The following is a 15,499-nucleotide window of genomic DNA, read 5'->3' as shown; positions in this document are numbered from 1 at the left end:
CAACGACTGCCAGGGGCCCCGCACAGGCCCTGGCAGTCGAGTGCATATGGGGGGGCGAGCCTCTGATGATCCTCAAGTCCCTTGCCGCGCAGGCGACAGGACAGTCAGGGTGATCCACATGGCACCATTCGCAGCACTGAACAGCAAGCACAACCACGTGCTGGTCATCCGGGACGTGGACATGGCCGCAGCGGCCCTCCGTCAGGCGCTGGCCGAGGCATCGCCCGAGGAGCGCCCGGGCCTCGAACGCGCCGCCGCACTCGTCGAGAACACCGCCGAGGCCACCGAAGCCGAGGTGCGCGCCCGTTGGGTCCGCGACCGGCTGACCGCTGTCGGCTTCGACGGCGACATCGCCTCGGTCGCGGCGGTGAAGGCGCTTCGCCAGGCGGAGCCGAAGCTGAGTCTGCTGGCGGCGGTGCAGCTCCAGAAGGAAGCAGTCGCCCACCCGGAGTGACGCGGTAGGCGCCGAGGAGCGTCCCCTCCTGGCCGGGCCCGCCCGGGAGCAGGTCAAGCTTGCGCCCCGGTCCCGGGCGGACCGGTCGTCAGCCGCCCGAGCAGACGGTGCCGTTGAGGCGGAAGACCGTGGGATCGGGGTTGGGTCCGTCGTTGGCGCCGACGAATCCGAACGAGGCCGTAGAACCGGCGTCCGGGGCCAGCGGCCCCGCGCCCTCGGGGGCGGTCACCCGGACGTGCCGACCGGTCTGGTGGAACGTGGCGTTCCAGCCGGAGGACACCGATTGACGGTCGGTCGGCCAGTCCCAGTCCACCGTCCAGCCGGTGATCGGGGTGTCCGAGAGGTTGCGGACGGTGACCGTGGCCACGAAGCCGTTGCCCCAGCTCGTGTCGCGGTGGTAAGTCACCGCGCAGGTGGCGTCCAGCGGTGTCCCGGTGGTGAAGGTCAGCGGACTGGACGGAGCGGAGAGCCGCCCCGAGGCGTCGGCGGCCAGGACATTGACGGTGTGGGTGCTGCCCGGGGGCAGGTTCCGCAGGGTCACGGACGTGCCGGTGGTCTCGCCGATCACGCGGGTGTGCGCGCCGTCGCGCTCCTGGACCAGGTAGCGGGCGGCTCCCTGCGCGCCCTCCCAGGACAGATGTGCGGTGGTGTCGGTCACCGCCTCCAGTTTCGGGGTGCCCGGGGTTCCGGCGTCCGAGGCGGCGGGCCCGGTGCCCGCTTGCGGGGTGAGGGTGACGGTGAGCATCGCGTAGGGCGGCACGGTGACTTGGGAGGCGGATGCCTCGCCACCGGTCACGTCGGTGATGTCGCTGTCGCCGCGCGCGTAGCGGCTCACCTCGGGTGCGGCGGCGGATGGGGTGAAGCCCGCGTACTCGAGGTCCACGGTCCGTGCGGCGTCCGCGTTCTTGTTGATGAGCAGGACGCTCAGGCGTCCGTCGCGACGGTGCACGGCATGTGCGGAGACGTCCTGCTCCGAGGACGCGGCGGCGACCATGGTGTCGCCCGCGGTGCCCAGTTCGCTGGTCATCTTCATGCCGTAGTAGGGGTGGAACGGCGTGTTCGGCGCCGGTTCGCAGACGTCACCGGTGCAGGAGCCGCTGGAGAGCATCCCCATGTCGCCGTAGTCCGTCTCGCCGTCGACGGTGGTGATCTGGCCCGGGCCGTTGTGGGTGTTCCACCAGTCGACGGTGAAGACGCCGTTCTCCAGTGCCGTCATGAACGCGTCGGCGGCGAAGAGGCCGTTGGGGCGGGCGGTGAGCCGGGCGCCGCCGGTGTTGGTGTTGATCTCGGTGAGGGCGATGCCGATGCGCGGTGAGTCGGCGCCCGCGTACCGGTCGAGCTGGTTGCGCACCTCGCGCAGTTCACCGGGCAGTCTGGTCAGCCGGGTCATGGCGTCCTCGGCGGTGGTGGCGGAGCCGCCCGCGTACCAGTGGACGCTCACGAAGTCGATCACGTCGGTGACTTGGGAGAGCACGGTGTGGTTCCAGTCGCCCGCATCGCCTTCGCCGACGACGCCGTCCGGCCAGTGGCCAGGGGTCGTGAGCACCGCGCCGATCTTGATGGTCGGGTCGACGGCCTTCATGGCCGTGGCATAGGCGCGGACCTGGCGGGCGTACTCCCGGGGGCTCTTGTCCTCGTGCTCGTCGTGCTCCCAGCCGCTGCCGTAGTGGCCGTTGCCGTAGATCTCGTTGCCTATCTCCCAGTACTTCGCGTCGTAGTCCTTGGTGACGTTCGCGTACCGGACCCAGCCGGCCGCCTCCTCGGGCGTGCCCGAGCCATAGTTGGCGATCAGGATCGGCTGCGCTCCGGTGGCGCGGACGGTGCCCATGAAGGCGTCGAAGCCGGTGCCCGGGGCGACGTACCCTCCGGGCGCGGTGTGCGTCTCCCAGTGGTAGATGTCCGCGTACGAGCCGCCCGGGTAGCGCATCGCCCCCACGTCGGCCGCCTCCATCAGGCTGGCGACCTCGGGGTCGTTCATGTGCGAGTCCCAGATGGCGGCGTTGACGCCGCGAGCGACGTCGGAGAGCCGGCCCAGGGCCGCCTGCGTGTTGACCCGGACGACGGCGTCCGCGGCGGTGGCCGCCTGCGGCTCGGCGGAGGCGGGACCGGTGGCGCCCAGCGGGGACAGCAGGGCGAGCGCGGCGACGAGAACGGTCGCGGTACGCGCGAAGGGGCGACGGCCGGCAGCGGCCGGCCGCCCGGGTCTGTGCGGTAAGGGCATGGGAGTCCTCCCTCGGGGTCCGGCGGCACGGGGCGGGGCAGCGCGTGCCGCCCAACCATGCCGCCGGACGGGCGAAGTGCCGACGCGGCAGCAGGACGTTCCGCGCCGGTGGCAGGGAAAACGGTGCGCGGCCGGATGCCGCGGATGGGAGCGCTCCCATGATGGAAGTGGTGTGACGTTCTGTCAACGCATGCACCGGGACTGGCTGGCTCGAGAGGGCTTGATCACGCGCGAGGTCATACGACGTCCGGCACGTTCGGCCACCGCCGGCCGTCGGCGGAGACACTCGCCGCCAGACGCACGCCCTACTCCCGCCCCGCAGCGGCCCCGTGATCGACATTGCGGTACCCGGCGCAGGTTCGGCGTAGGCCCGGCGTAGGCCAGCCCGGCGTAGGCCCCAAGGGCCGCGCCCGCCGGCGGACCGCACAACTGCAGGGGCGCATGATGCCGCTGGCGGGACCAGCCCGCCACCCGGGGGCTTGGGTTGGAACCCGTTAGGGGCCGAGTTCACCCATTCGGACCATCTCGGCACCGCTCCGACGCGCGTGGAACGTCTTTACTCGAGAAGAGGGCGGGGCCTGCACTCACCGAGGTCTGCAAGCCCCGAGCGTGACCAGACACGGCAGTCCACTGTCCCGACGTCCCACCGCACCGAGAAGAGTTCACCTGCGCTTGGAGGCCACACATGGTGCACATCCACCACCTGCGCGCGGCGGCCCTCGCCTTCGCCGGCGCCCTCGCGATCACGGCGGCCTCGGCCCTGGGCGCCACTCAGCCCTCAACTGCACAGCCGGCTACGTGCCGCACCACCAACCTCGACCTGGACTGGACCTCTGGCGGATCGGCACAACCGGGTGGCAGGGACACCGCAGGACGCCAGGTAGACGCCTTTGTGTCGATGAAGAACACCGGATCACACGCCTGCACGCTGCGGGGCTACCCAGAGGTGACCCTGAAGATGGGGACGGAAACCCAGGGCGTGATAACCGAGACGCTCTTCGAACAGAGGTCGGAGAAGCCCAAGACCGTCAAGCTCAACCCCGGGGCCACCGCGCGGTTCACGGTGACATTCCTCTCCGCGGATGAGAGCGACGGCAACATCATCGACCCCGGGGTCGTGGCCATCACTCCACCCGGCAGCAAGAAGGCCAAGGAACTTCGCTGGTGGTGGGGGCCGGTCCAACAGCAGGAAGCGGCCACACACCCCGGCAACTACGTCAGCCCCGTGTTCCGCTGAGATCCCACACCACAGCCCAAGCCACACCATCCCCAGGGGGGCCACTGCGCCAGCACTGCCGCGAGGGCATGGAGGACCACTCGGCGCGCTCGGCCTGGCCCTGAACGCCTTGTTGCCGAACCGTCAGAAACCGACACAGGCCTGTCGTACGCCCTTCTCCGGGCTCAGGACCGAGTCTTGGTCCGGGTTCGGGGACCGACCAGTCCCGGGATGAGGACGGCTGCCACGGTCAGGTGCATCAGTGCCAGCGACGTACGGGTTCCGCCGGCCATTCCGGACCCCGTCAGGGGGAGTAAGGACACGGCGAGGACAGTGGACGCCGTAGCAATCCAGATTACGCGCGCTCGCGGCGTGAACCGCTCCAGGACGGCCAGTAGAAGCGGTCGGCGATCAGCCAGACGAGCACGGCGGCGAGGACCGGGCCGGAAGCGTGGAGCGCCCCCGCCACTGCCCCCATGCGTGCCAGATGGGCCTGCAGGGCATCAGCGGCCTCGACCAGACGGTCGGCCAGGGGGGGTAGCGGCGTTCAGGAATCGACCGATTCCGAACAAGATCGGAAAGTGGGCAGTCCACGACCGGATCGGCGCCGGATGGTGCGTCAGAGGCGGTGGCAAAAAGTCGGCACGCTCGAGAACTTGAACCCCGCCGGTGTCGACTGGGCGCCTGCCCTACGATTCCGTAATCCGGTTATGCAGCCAGGAGTTGACGCCGCTGAGCGCCGTCCTGGCCATTGCCGTGGGGTGGCTGGTGAAGCCGTGGGGTGACTCGGGGTAGACCCGGAGCTCGACGTCATTGCCGGCCGCTGACAACCGACCTGCCAGCGCCAGGTTGTCTTCCAGTAACACGTCTGCGCTTCCGACGATCAGCAGCGTTGGGGGAAGCCCGCGAAGGACGCCGTAGATGGGAGAGATATCGGGAAGAGTGCGGTCTTCCACATGGCCGGCGTACGCCTGGATGAAGTATTCGTCCGCGATGCGGCGACCGGCCGGGGTCCGTGCGCTCAAGTCGTAGGTGCCGAATTGGAGTGCAGCGCCGGTGAATCGGCCCACGGCACCTCTGTCTCTCAGCCGGAGCAGGGTCGCCAGGGCGAGTGTGGCTCCCGCGGAGCTCCCGCCGATCGCAAGTCGGGACGTTCCGAAGCGGGCATCGGCTTCTTCGACGAGCCAGAGTGCCGCTGCTTCGCAGTCGTCGGGTGCCGCCGGCCAGGGGTGCTCAGGGGCCAGCCGATAGTCGACGCTGACAATGGCGAGTTGCAGGGCGTCTGCGAGCTCGCGGTTGCGCTTGTCTCCTCGCGCTGCGGAGTCCATGTAGAAGCCGCCGCCGTGTATGTCCAGGTAGACGCCCCGCGGCGGACCGCCGACAGGCGTGAAGATCCTGACAGGGACGCGCGCTTCCGCGGCTTCGATCGTCTCCTCGACGGCAGGCGGATCGGCGGCAGAAACCACAGACCTCCTCGCTCGAGCCTCCTTCAGCTCCTCCAGTGTGCTGGGGCCACGGCCTGCCGCCCTCGACTTGTAGAAGTCACGAGCTTCATCGATCTGCTCCGCGGGCACGTCGGCGAACAGTGCGTCCAGCGCGAATCGCACGCGCCCTCCTCATCACTCGGGTCTCAACTCCACGCTATCGCCAACGTGCGGCGCCGGAAGGTCGAGGGTGTCCTGGTCGTCGGTTCGGTGCATCCACAAGCGGGTGATGCCGTTCGAGGACCAGTACCCGGTCTCGGTTCTGCCTTGGTAGCCGCCGCCGTTGGTCATCACCCCCGCGCGCGTCGAGGCCCGTGTCCGCCGTCAGCAAGCGCAGCGCTGACCTCCGAGCGAAAAGCACAGCAGAGCGGCCATTGGGAGTGGCCAGACGCCGGCGCCGCGGTGCCCGCCTCGGACGGCTTGCGCCGGAGCGGCTCGACTGCGTCTGAGCAGCGCCCGGATCGGTGTCCAGGCTTCTGCCCTGCCGCGCAGGACGGAGGCCCCGCGTCAACCGAAGTCGATGGTGTCGAACGCTTCCTGCCCGGCATGCAGCGCCCGGCCCTTGTCGCTGTGGCGGGCGGGCGGGGGCGCACGGACGGCCCGCCGCCGGTGGTGATGGCGCACCGGAGCCGTGGTGATATGGGAAGCCTAGACCGATTTTTCTGACGGTGACTTGGGTCCCGAACTGCTGCTGTCAGACCTCCGTGGTGAACTGTTCTTGATCCAGAGAACAACCATTGGGGGAGACACGTCATGGGAGCCCGTTCGTACGACGCACCGTACGAGGAGGTCCACAGAGCGGCGGTGGCCGCAATTGACCTCCTGCGTCGCCTGGCGGCCGAACAGAACGAGGGCGCCCCTCCGCTGCCCACGGATCTCGAGGTCGTGCGCTTTCTGGGGCGTACGCATCCGAACCGGTACCCCCGGTCCGTCGGCCGCCCCGAATGGCTGGCCGAGGCATGGCGCCGCTGCGACCTGCCAACGGACGCCCATGTGCTCCACCCGACTCCTCCAGCTGACGGAGTCGAGGCACTCGAGCAGCTGCGGCGCGACGTAGCGGCCGACCAACTCGCCCCCGACCGCCGCTGGGCTCACGTCCGCCGGCTGTCGGCGGCCTACGAGGCCGGGACGCTCAAGGCAGCGGACGTCATCGAGGCGTACCCAGCACGCTGGACGATGCCGATGCGGGTGCATTCCGACTACAGCCGGGCATGCCGCGTCTTCGAGCGGCATCTCCGGACGCACCTCACGAGCTCACTGGGGACGAACCCGACGGCTTGGCTCAAGCTGCTCACCACGGTGGACGCCCTCTGTCGGCCCGGCGTCCAAGGCCCGGACGCACTGCTCAGCTGGCCTGCGCTGGTGCAACGGTCCCAGGACACAGTGGCGGTCGCCCCCGCCCGTCTGCTGCCGGACCGCAAACCGACGGGCCGGAAAATCGAGGACCAGCTGTTCGACGCTCGGTGGTGGTGGCCGACGGGCGAGGTGCTGCTGCGCTGCGACGCCGATGTCCTGGACGCCCTGATGCCTGAACTGCCGCCCGGCACGGGCACTCTGCTGGCGCAGTACGTCGTCGCCATACGCCACGGCACACCCAGAGCCGTCCTGGAGCATCTCCTGCGCAGCCAGAACCGTGAGGCCCTGCTGGTGATCGCCCGCGGTATCGACCTGACCCGGGGCACCGCGCTGCGGCTCCTGGCATGCGGCGATCCGGAGATTCACCTCGCCGTCCTGGACCTCCACTTCTACGTCTGTGCCGAGGAACGCCGCGCAGCCCTAACCGACCCATCGGTGCGGCTCGCACCACACGTCGACCGCATCCCGTGGAGTGCGCTCCCCGACTGCCTCCACGCCGTCGAGCCGGAACTCATAGAGGCGGCGTTCGCCAGCACCCACCGGTCGAAGTTCAAAATGCCGGAGCAACTGACAGGCTGCCTCAACCTGCTGCGGCACGCGGGACCGGCCCGGTTGTCTGCACTGCTCGCCACCGGACTCGTGAGCCCGGCGGTCACCCGCATCTGCGAGAAGGCGCTGACCGCCGCCGACCCGCTCGCGGCCCTTCGCGCCCGGGCCGACAAGGAGCTGACCACGCAGAAGCTCGCCTCACGCCTGCGCCGCCTCGGCCCACAGGCCGGCGCGGACGCCGCCGACCGGTTGATGGAAATCTTCCCGAACCCCGACTGGGACCACCTGGAAGCAGAGCACACCCGTGAACCCTTCCGGTACTGGCCACAGATGGTCAACCGTCCCGGCACACCGCCCGACGTCGCGGCCCGCCACATCGACGCGATACGCCGCGACTACCGCAGGCACCGCTCCTACGCGAGGAACTGGATCACGGACGGGGGCACGCTGCGGGCCGGGCTGGGGTACAGCGCCGATCAGGAGAAGACGACCGGTCACCTCGATGATCTGCTCACGGAGGGCCTCATCACCCCCGAGGACCTTCTGCGGCGCGTGGGTCAGGGCCCGTGCGTGCTGCGCCACCTCGGTGACGCCCGGTGCCGATCGGACGCTCCTCCGCAGATCGGGGAAGCGGTGGAGCAGCTCACGGCCCTGGTCCGTACGCACCTGCCGACGACGGACGAAGATGCCTGGCAGCGGCTGTACGGGCGGCTGGCGGGCCGCGACCCGCACCACCCAGAGCGCGGCACGATAGAGGAGCTCCTGACTGCGAAGTGAAGGTCACGCCCTGAGGGCTGCCCCGTAACTGCTGGTCACGCAAGGACGCCGTGCCGGACCACAGTCATCGCGGACGGTGGCTATCGGGGCACCGGCCTGGTCATCCCGCACCACCGCGAACGCGGCCAGACCGAACTGGGCCTGCTTGGAAGGAGGAGCACGACACCTCCCACCGCAAGATCCGGGCCCGCGTCGAGCACGACCTCGCGCGGATGAAGACCTGGAAGATCCTTCGCGACCGCCGCCTGAAGGGCGACGGCATTCTTTGAGAGAGGCCGGGAGGAAGCTCAGTCGAGACAGAACTCGTTGCCCTCGATGTCCTGCATCACGATGCACGAATCATGGCCGTCATACAGCAGTCGCACCCGTACCGCGCCGAGCGCGACCAGTCGTGCGCACTCGGCCTCAAGCGCGGCCAGGCGCTCTTCACCCACAAGCCCGGTGCCGACCCGCACGTCGAGATGCAGCCGATTCTTGACGACCTTCCCTTCGGGAACGCGCTGAAAGAACAGTCGCGGGCCCACACCCGAGGGATCACTGCATGCGAACCACGAACCCTGATCCTCAGGCGGCCGCGAGCGATCGAAATCGTCCCAAGTAGCAAACCCCTTCGGCGGCGGCGATACGACGTACCCCAACACCTCGCACCAAAAACGAGCGACGCGCTCCGGTTCTGCGCAGTCGAAGGTGACTTGAAACTGCTTGATCGACGACATCGACGCACCCTAGCAGGAGGTCTCTGTTGCTCATCTCCCGGTAGGCATCCGCACGTTGCCGGGGGCCTGGCCAGCCGCTGCAGTGTCCGCGAGTCCGGCATGTTCCCAGCGGCATCCCCTAAGGGTTCGTGTGTGGTGCGTTCCAGTAGGCGTGTCCTGGCCGGGGTTTGTGAGGGGCGAACAGCTGGGTGACGGTGACGGGGGTGAGGCCGCGTTCGCGGAGACCGTCGATGATCGCGGGGACGGCCGGGACGGTGCCGGGGTAGACGTCGTGCAGCAGGATGATCCCGTGGCGCCCGGCGCCTGCCAGTACGCGCTGTGTGATGACCTGCGGGTCGTGGTCGCGGTAGTCGTTGGCAGTGACGGTCCACATGATCTGCGCGAGGCCGAGTGAGCGGCTGACAGCCGCCACCCGCTGGTCGGTGCGTCCCTGCGGCGGGCGCATGAGGGAGGGTGCGCGGCCCGTGAGCTGTTCGATCTTCTCCTGGACGAGGGTGAGCTGGCGGCGGATCTCGGCTTCCGGGAGTCCGGTGAGGCGGGGGTGGGTCCAGGTGTGGTTGGCCAGTTCGTGTCCTTCCGCTGCCTGCCTGCGTACGAGGTCGGGGTGGCGGACCACGCCGGACTTGCCGAGCAGGAAGAAGGTCGCATTGACGCGTTTGGCTTTGAGGATGTCCAGCAGGCGGGCCGTGTAGCGGTCGGGGCCGGCGTCGAAGGTCAGCGCCACGCACCTGGCCTTGCGGCAGTCCACCGGGTGGGGCTTGGCCCAGGACGGCGACGGACTCGGTGACGGGCTCGGCGACGGTTTTGGCTTCGCGGGGGCCGCCGCTGTGCCGCAGGCGGTCAGAACGGTAGCTGCGGCGAGGGCGCAGGCCGTGTGCAGCAGGGCGCGGTGTGTGATCACAGAGGGGATCTGTAGCAGGGCTGGGGCGTGCCGCTGCGCTGACACGGTGGCCGGCCACGCAGTGCAAACGGACGGAGCAATCAAGCGAGCGAGCCATTGCGACGACGGCCGCAAAGACCGCAAGGAGGGCGGAGAGCATGGCGTGGCAGGCCGGCGACGCGATCGCCGCACGTCTCGCCCCGTTACTTCCAGCAGTGGATCTCCAACGGGCAACGCAGAGGCCAGGCTGTCCTTGCGCTCCCTTGAGCCTGATCCCTTCCAAGCCTTCGCCGACCGGACCGTAGTGGGCCAAGGACTGCGCGGGATGGTCGACAGGGTGTTGCCCATCGGCGTCTTCGTCGGCCTTGGGGGTGGAGTCGTGGGGCTGGCCCCCTTCCGAGAGGGCAACGGCCGGCCTGCGGCTGGTCCGCCGGAGGACTTCGAGGCCGGTGAGGAGATCGCCGTCGTCGTCACGGACATCGAGCGGCCACATCGGCGGGTCTTCCTCGCCAGGCCTGCGAATGTGAAGCACGAGGGTGGGAGCGGCCCATGTGACCACCATCCCAGGGCGAGACGCCGCGGGGGAGCCCCTGTGCCCGCGCTGCGGGCCTGGTGTACACGTTGGATCGCTGCCGCCGGCTCGAGCGCTCCAACCTGTCTCGCCGTCTGGCTGCGGATTTGATCGACCGGACAGGTCGTAGCCGGTGATGGTGCCGGCCGGTTGATGCTCTGGCGGGCGGTCCGCGCCCCGGTGCCCGGCGGCGGGTGCAGGGTGCACGATGGTGGCGCGGATTTCTCGGCCGACGCCGGGCGGTCGGAGCAGTCGGCGCGTGGTGTGCCTGGCACTCCAGGACAGCCGTGCAAGGGTGACTGATCATGCCGGTCGGCGCCTGGTCCATGAGGCTGGCCTGCTCAGATGCGGACCCTCGTGGTCCAGGCCATGGATTCCGGGCATGTGGTGAGCCGGCCGGGGCAGGCGTCGCGGCCGGCGGCGATGGCGCGCCAGGCCGGCTCGACGCGACGACTGCCCAACGTTCCCGCAGGGAAGGTTCGGCGGCCGTGATATCCCAGGCCCGCTCAGCTCAGGGGTGGCCTGCCGCGTTCATGAACTGATCGGGGACCTTGTCCCTGAAGAAGGCATCGGTGATCTCTGGGACGGTGTTCCCTGTGCGGGGCATATCGGATTCCCGGTCGTCAGGGGGGTCGCTCTCGTCGGTTGGTTCGGCCTGGTCATCGGCCGTGGGGTGGGCGGCGTCGACCGTGACCGCGTGTGGTGTCTCCGGGGTAGCGGCGAATGCGCCGGTGGGCATCAGTGCGCATCCTGCGACCATGGCCGCCGAGGCGGTGAAAAGGACGAAGCGCCGCGCCTGGAAGGGGTGGGACATGACAGTTCTCCTCTGGAGGGGATGGTGGAGGGGCGTTGAACGGCCCTGTCGGTTCACGGCCCCTGACGGCACATGTCCATCGAGCCACTCGGCCGGGGGCCGTGGTCCGGCGGGCCGTTGATGGGCGTGAGCCCGCATCCAGTAAGCCCTGGGAATCGGATGGCGTAACGCCCCGGGATCGCGTGGCTTGACAGACGGCAGCACGCCTGTTGCGGGGCTTGGCCGCCTGATGGCGCGCGTCGCATCCCGAACCTTTTCAGGTCGGTGGGCAGGCCGCGGCCGACAAGCTGCGGGGACTACGGCACGTCGGCCTTCTTGCCGATCATGTTCGGTGTGTCGGCGCCTGGGTGCTGCGGTCCGCCGCCGCGCTGCCGGGGATCGGAGGGGTCGGGAGCGCCGCCCGGACCGGCGTCCATCGCCTCCGCGGCGGTCGGCGATCACTGTCAGGAGGAGACGTTCGGCGCCGGGACGAGCCCGGTGTGCCGCACCGATCGGAAGGCGCCCGCGCGCACTCGCAGGCGCTTGGCGGCCTGGCCTCGCCCGTTCGCCCCGAAGCTGCGGAAGTACATGACAATACCGACATAAAGCTCCCATACTCCTGCGCCGGGTCATCCGCGAGGAGCGGGCGGACATCGGCCCGCTCATGCCAGTTGGAGGACGAGCAGGCCGAGCGATCCCCGGATGTAGGGTCTCGCGATCCGTGGCACAGGCTGTGCTCGCTGACCAGCGGTGCTTCCGCTGTCTCAGGTCGGTGGCACAGCCGCTCAGTCTCACGAACGTGGCACTTCCTCACGGTCTCGGCCGAGCCGGATGGAACGGGCGAGCAATGGGGTTGACTCGGCGGGCTATGGGCTCAGGGGTGGGGAGCGGCGTTGGCCGGCGACATGGGGGTCAGAACGGTCTTGCCGGCCAGTTCTCCGGCGGCAGCCGGGGCGCGGACCGCGGCGGCCTGGTCGGCACGCAGTCGTTCGGCCAGGTCTCCGCCCTCGACCTGGGCGGCCAGCTCGGCGATGCGGGCGAACCGGCCGGCGGCGCGGGCGTGGACCGTGGCCAGGTCGGCCAGCGACAGCCGCTGGGCCACCTCGATCTTCAGATCTCCGGCGTCGACGCGGGCGACTAGGCCGGCGAGCTGGGTGGCGTCGCTGCGCACGAACACGTGCACCGTGCGCACCCCGCGCCCGGCATCCTGTGGGCCGGGAGTGGTGACGCTGACGAAGGCTCCGCCGTCGGCGACCAGGTCTACCAGCTGCGCGTTTTCCTCAGGGCTGGCGGGAGCCAGCTGCAGCACCACGTCGAAGTGCTGCCCGGTCAGCGCCTGCACGACGGGGGTCACGGCGTAGTCGACGACCCGGTCCGCGCCGTAGGAGCGGACTCGGTCGCGGCTGCGCGCACCGGCGGTCGCGGTCACGGTGGCACCGGTCTGCGCGGCGAGCTGGACGGCGTACCCGCCCACCGCGCTGCCTGCCCCGTTGATCAGGATGTTCTGCCCGGGCTTGAGGCCGGCGTGTTCGAACAGGGCCTGCCATGCCGTCAGCCCGACGAGGGGCAGGGCAGCGGCGTCGGCCAGCTCGACGGTGCGGGGAGCGCGGGCCAGCGCCTCGGCGGGTGCGGCGACGTATTCGGCTGCCGCGCCGGGCGCGTCCGCCGGCAGGAGCGCGACCACCGCGTCCCCCACGCTCCAGTCGGGCACGCCCTCGCCGACCTCGGTGATGACTCCGGACAGGTCGAGGCCGGGAATGTGCGGGAAGGCCAGGGGGAGCAGGTCCTGTCGCAAGCCCGCGCGGAGGCCGGAGTCCGCGTCGTTGTACGAGGTGCCGGCCACCTGCACCACTACGTGGCCCACACCCGCCACCGGCCGGTCTGCCTCCTCGTAGACGAGGACGCCGCTGCCGCCGTAGGAGTGGTAGCGCACTGCCTTCATGACTTCTCCCTTTCGCTCGCTTGCATGGCTCATCGGATATCTCTCCGGGTCCCCTGGGCAGAGGGGCCTTGGAAGGGCTGATCTCCGCCCGTCGGGGGCCGGTGGTGTTCAGCGCAGGGTGAGCGGGGTCGCGGAAGTGACGTGCGAGAGTTTCTCGGGGTTGCGGACGTAGTAGAGGCCGGTGATGAGGCCGTCCTCGACACTGATCGCCATGACACCGTCGATCTCGCCGCCCATGCGCACGAGCAGGGCCGGGTGGCCGTTGACCAGCGTCGGCTCGGTGGTGAACTTGCCTTCGAACTTGCCCATGCCGCCGGCGAACATACGGACCACCCGCTCGGCGCCGGTGACCGGCCGCAGCGCAGCGTGCTTGAAACCGCCGCCGTCGCTCATCAGGACGACCTCGGGGGCGAGCACCCCAAGGAGGGCTTGCGGGTCCCCGGTCTCCACGGCACGCCGGAACGACTCCAGGACCGCCTGGCCCTCGTGCGAGGAGACCACCTGGCGGGGGCGCCGGGCATCGACGTGCCGGCGGGCGCGGTGGGCGATCTGGCGTACGGCCGCGGGGCTCTTGTCGACGGCGGCCGCGATCTCGTCGTAGCCGATGTCGAACACCTCGCGCAGTACGAAGACGGCCCGCTCGGTCGGCGACAGCGTCTCCAGGACGAGCATCAGCGCCATCGACACGCTCTCGGCAAGCTCGACGTCCTCGGCCACGTCCGGCGCGGTGAGCAGCGGCTCGGGCAGCCAGGGGCCGACGTATGCCTCCCGGTGGCGCTTGATGGTGCGCAGCCGGTTGAGCGCCTGGCGGGTGGTGATCCGGACCAGGAAGGCGCGCCGGTCGCGCACCTGCCCCCGGTCGGCCTTGACCCATTGCAGCCAGCTCTCCTGGAGGACGTCCTCGGCGTCGGCCGCCGATCCGAGCACCTCGTAGGCGACCGTGAACAGGAGGCTGCGGTGGGCGAGGAACGCCTCGGTCATCGGGGCGGTGGCGTCGTCGCTCAACTCTCGTCCCTTCTCGTCGTCCTTCGCGTGCGGCCTTGGCGGCCGACCGCGTTCGCGTGCGTCCACAGCGGGACCCTCGCGGCACGCACCGGTCAGGCCGTCCGGTCAGGGGCGGCCGGTGCCTTGGCCTGGTGGGCGCCGTTGGCGTGCAGCAGCTGCCGGCGCTTGGCGACGCCTCCGGGCGCGCGGTGCAGGCGGAACGAACCGGGCTTGTGTGCCTCTCCGGACAGGTGCCCGGGGATGCTCTTGCAGACCATCTCCTTGATCATTGCGCCCAGACCTTCGTTGATGTGCAGCCACACGGCGACGTCCGACCGGTTGGCGAACTGGTAGATGCCGGCGCTCCGGCCGAGGCTGATGCACTGGGCGTAGAACCCCTGGTGGATGGGCTCCGGCTGCTCGCCCGAGAGTCGGCTCAGCACCGTGTCGGCAGCCCGCGCGCCCAGCGGCGTCGCGTTCAGGCAACTCATCCGCAGCGGCTGGTTCGACGGTGCTGCCGAGTCCCCGGCCGCGAGGATCCGCTCGTCGTCCACGCTCGTCAGCGTTTCGTCCGTGAGCAGGCGGCCCACGGAGTCGGTGCTCAGCCCGCTGCGCGCGGCCAGGTCGGGAACGCCGAAGCCGGCGGTCCAGACGGTGACCTCGCTCGGCAGCTCACGGCCGTTCGCGAGCCGCACGCTGCCGCGGGACACGGCCGTCACCTTCGTGTCAGAGCCGTCGATCACCGTCACACCGAGCTTGGCCAGCCGCTTGGCGACCGAACGCCGGCCCCGGGTGTGCAGGTACGGCCCGAGAACGCCGCCGCACACCAAGGTCACCCGGCGGCCGGTCTCCGCCAGCTCGGCGGCGGTCTCGATGCCGGTGGGACCGGCGCCGACCACCGTCACCGGGGCCGTCGCGGGCACGGCGTCGAGGACCGCCCGCAGCCGCTGGGCCTCCTCCAGGGTGGCGAGCGGGTAGGCGAACTCAGCCGCTCCGGGCACGCTCGGTTCGGCGCTGCCGCTGCCTACGGCGTAGATCAGGTAGTCGTAGTCGAGTGTGCCGCCGACCGCGAGCGTCACGTTGCGCTCGGCTGCGCCGATCCGGGTCACCGTGTCGACCACCAGCCGGACGCGTTCGGCCAGGACGTCCTGGTAGGCGACGACCGCGTCGTCGGACCCGCCCACCAGCTGGTGCAGGCGGACCCGGTGGACGAGGTCCGGGCGCGGGTTGACCAGCGTCACGGTCACGTCGTCGCGCTGCGTCAGCCGGTTCGCGGCCATCACGCCCGCATATCCGCCACCGATCACGACTACATGCATGTTCCCTGTCATGGTGCCTCCTCCGTTTTCAGGTGCTCGGCCTTAAGTCACCGCGCCATCGGCGGCTGTGACAGGACGGAGTGGGCTGTGAGTCAGATCACTTCACTGGGCGCTGCCAGAGCTGTGACCACGGCGGTGTGCGGTTTCGAGGGGCAGGCGACGGTGGCCCCGATCGCGGTTCCGGCGACTTCGGGGCCCGCGTCCGCGAGCACCGACGGCCAGCAGGCTGCTGTGGTG

Annotated in this window: 13 protein-coding genes and 1 pseudogene; 4 read left to right on the top strand and 10 right to left on the bottom strand. The window is 70.0% G+C overall.

All coding sequences use genetic code 11. The features are described from left to right. Positions 1 to 118 precede the first annotated feature (118 nt). Positions 119 to 454, top strand: coding sequence for a hypothetical protein (locus ACZ42A_RS24425; RefSeq protein ID WP_468529371.1), 336 nt, complete (start codon positions 119 to 121; stop codon positions 452 to 454). 88 nt (positions 455 to 542) lie between these two features. On the opposite strand, the gene ACZ42A_RS24420 is transcribed toward ACZ42A_RS24425, so the two are convergent. Next, positions 543 to 2,675 carry a cellulose binding domain-containing protein gene (locus tag ACZ42A_RS24420; RefSeq protein WP_468529370.1) on the bottom strand — a complete coding sequence of 711 codons (2,133 nt, stop codon included), beginning with the start codon at positions 2,673 to 2,675 and terminating at the stop codon, positions 543 to 545. Between the two features lie 685 nt (positions 2,676 to 3,360). On the opposite strand from ACZ42A_RS24420, the gene ACZ42A_RS24415 reads away from it, so the two are divergent. After that, positions 3,361 to 3,912: a DUF4232 domain-containing protein gene (locus tag ACZ42A_RS24415; protein ID WP_468529369.1), complete on the top strand. Its 552-nt coding sequence runs from the start codon at positions 3,361 to 3,363 to the stop codon at positions 3,910 to 3,912. 164 nt (positions 3,913 to 4,076) lie between these two features. On the opposite strand, the gene ACZ42A_RS24410 is transcribed toward ACZ42A_RS24415, so the two are convergent. The 3 genes from ACZ42A_RS24410 to ACZ42A_RS24400 form a co-directional block, all read right to left on the bottom strand. Beyond that, positions 4,077 to 4,241 carry a DUF6069 family protein gene (locus ACZ42A_RS24410; RefSeq protein WP_468529610.1) on the bottom strand — a complete coding sequence of 55 codons (165 nt, stop codon included), beginning with the start codon at positions 4,239 to 4,241 and terminating at the stop codon, positions 4,077 to 4,079. A 5-nt stretch (positions 4,242 to 4,246) separates the two neighbouring features. Further along, entirely contained in the window at positions 4,247 to 4,369 is a 123-nt protein-coding gene (locus ACZ42A_RS24405; protein ID WP_468529368.1) for a hypothetical protein, read from the bottom strand. Between the two features lie 211 nt (positions 4,370 to 4,580). Then, a complete protein-coding gene (locus tag ACZ42A_RS24400; RefSeq protein ID WP_468529367.1) occupies positions 4,581 to 5,498 on the bottom strand; it encodes an alpha/beta hydrolase in 918 nt (305 codons plus the stop codon). A gap of 630 nt (positions 5,499 to 6,128) precedes the next feature. On the opposite strand from ACZ42A_RS24400, the gene ACZ42A_RS24395 reads away from it, so the two are divergent. Together ACZ42A_RS24395 and ACZ42A_RS24390 are read left to right on the top strand one after the other, a co-directional pair. Then, positions 6,129 to 8,057, top strand: coding sequence for a hypothetical protein (locus ACZ42A_RS24395; protein ID WP_468529366.1), 1,929 nt, complete (start codon positions 6,129 to 6,131; stop codon positions 8,055 to 8,057). Positions 8,058 to 8,111: 54 nt separating this feature from the next. After that, positions 8,112 to 8,326: pseudogene (locus tag ACZ42A_RS24390) on the top strand (transposase); the annotation flags it as partial. A gap of 18 nt (positions 8,327 to 8,344) precedes the next feature. On the opposite strand, the gene ACZ42A_RS24385 reads toward ACZ42A_RS24390, so the two are convergent. The 6 genes from ACZ42A_RS24385 to ACZ42A_RS24360 all read right to left on the bottom strand — a co-directional run bounded on the left by ACZ42A_RS24385 (position 8,345) and on the right by ACZ42A_RS24360 (position 15,274). Next, complete coding sequence (locus tag ACZ42A_RS24385; protein WP_468529365.1) at positions 8,345 to 8,773, bottom strand: VOC family protein; 429 nt, start codon at positions 8,771 to 8,773, stop codon at positions 8,345 to 8,347. 118 nt (positions 8,774 to 8,891) lie between these two features. Further along, positions 8,892 to 9,674, bottom strand: a complete 783-nt coding sequence (locus tag ACZ42A_RS24380) for a polysaccharide deacetylase family protein (protein WP_468529364.1) — start codon at positions 9,672 to 9,674, stop codon at positions 8,892 to 8,894. Positions 9,675 to 10,735: 1,061 nt separating this feature from the next. Then, complete coding sequence (locus ACZ42A_RS24375; protein ID WP_468529363.1) at positions 10,736 to 11,038, bottom strand: hypothetical protein; 303 nt, start codon at positions 11,036 to 11,038, stop codon at positions 10,736 to 10,738. An 853-nt stretch (positions 11,039 to 11,891) separates the two neighbouring features. After that, complete coding sequence (locus ACZ42A_RS24370) at positions 11,892 to 12,959, bottom strand: NADP-dependent oxidoreductase (RefSeq protein ID WP_468529362.1); 1,068 nt, start codon at positions 12,957 to 12,959, stop codon at positions 11,892 to 11,894. A 108-nt stretch (positions 12,960 to 13,067) separates the two neighbouring features. Next, complete coding sequence (locus ACZ42A_RS24365) at positions 13,068 to 13,964, bottom strand: RNA polymerase sigma-70 factor (RefSeq protein WP_468529361.1); 897 nt, start codon at positions 13,962 to 13,964, stop codon at positions 13,068 to 13,070. A gap of 92 nt (positions 13,965 to 14,056) precedes the next feature. Then, a complete protein-coding gene (locus ACZ42A_RS24360; protein ID WP_468529360.1) occupies positions 14,057 to 15,274 on the bottom strand; it encodes an NAD(P)/FAD-dependent oxidoreductase in 1,218 nt (405 codons plus the stop codon). Between the last annotated feature and the right edge of the window lie 225 nt (positions 15,275 to 15,499).

This window comes from Streptomyces sp. NPDC030838 (assembly GCF_055572035.1).
The sequence above is the reverse complement of the archived record's forward strand: the minus strand, read 5'-3'. Positions and strand labels throughout refer to the sequence as shown.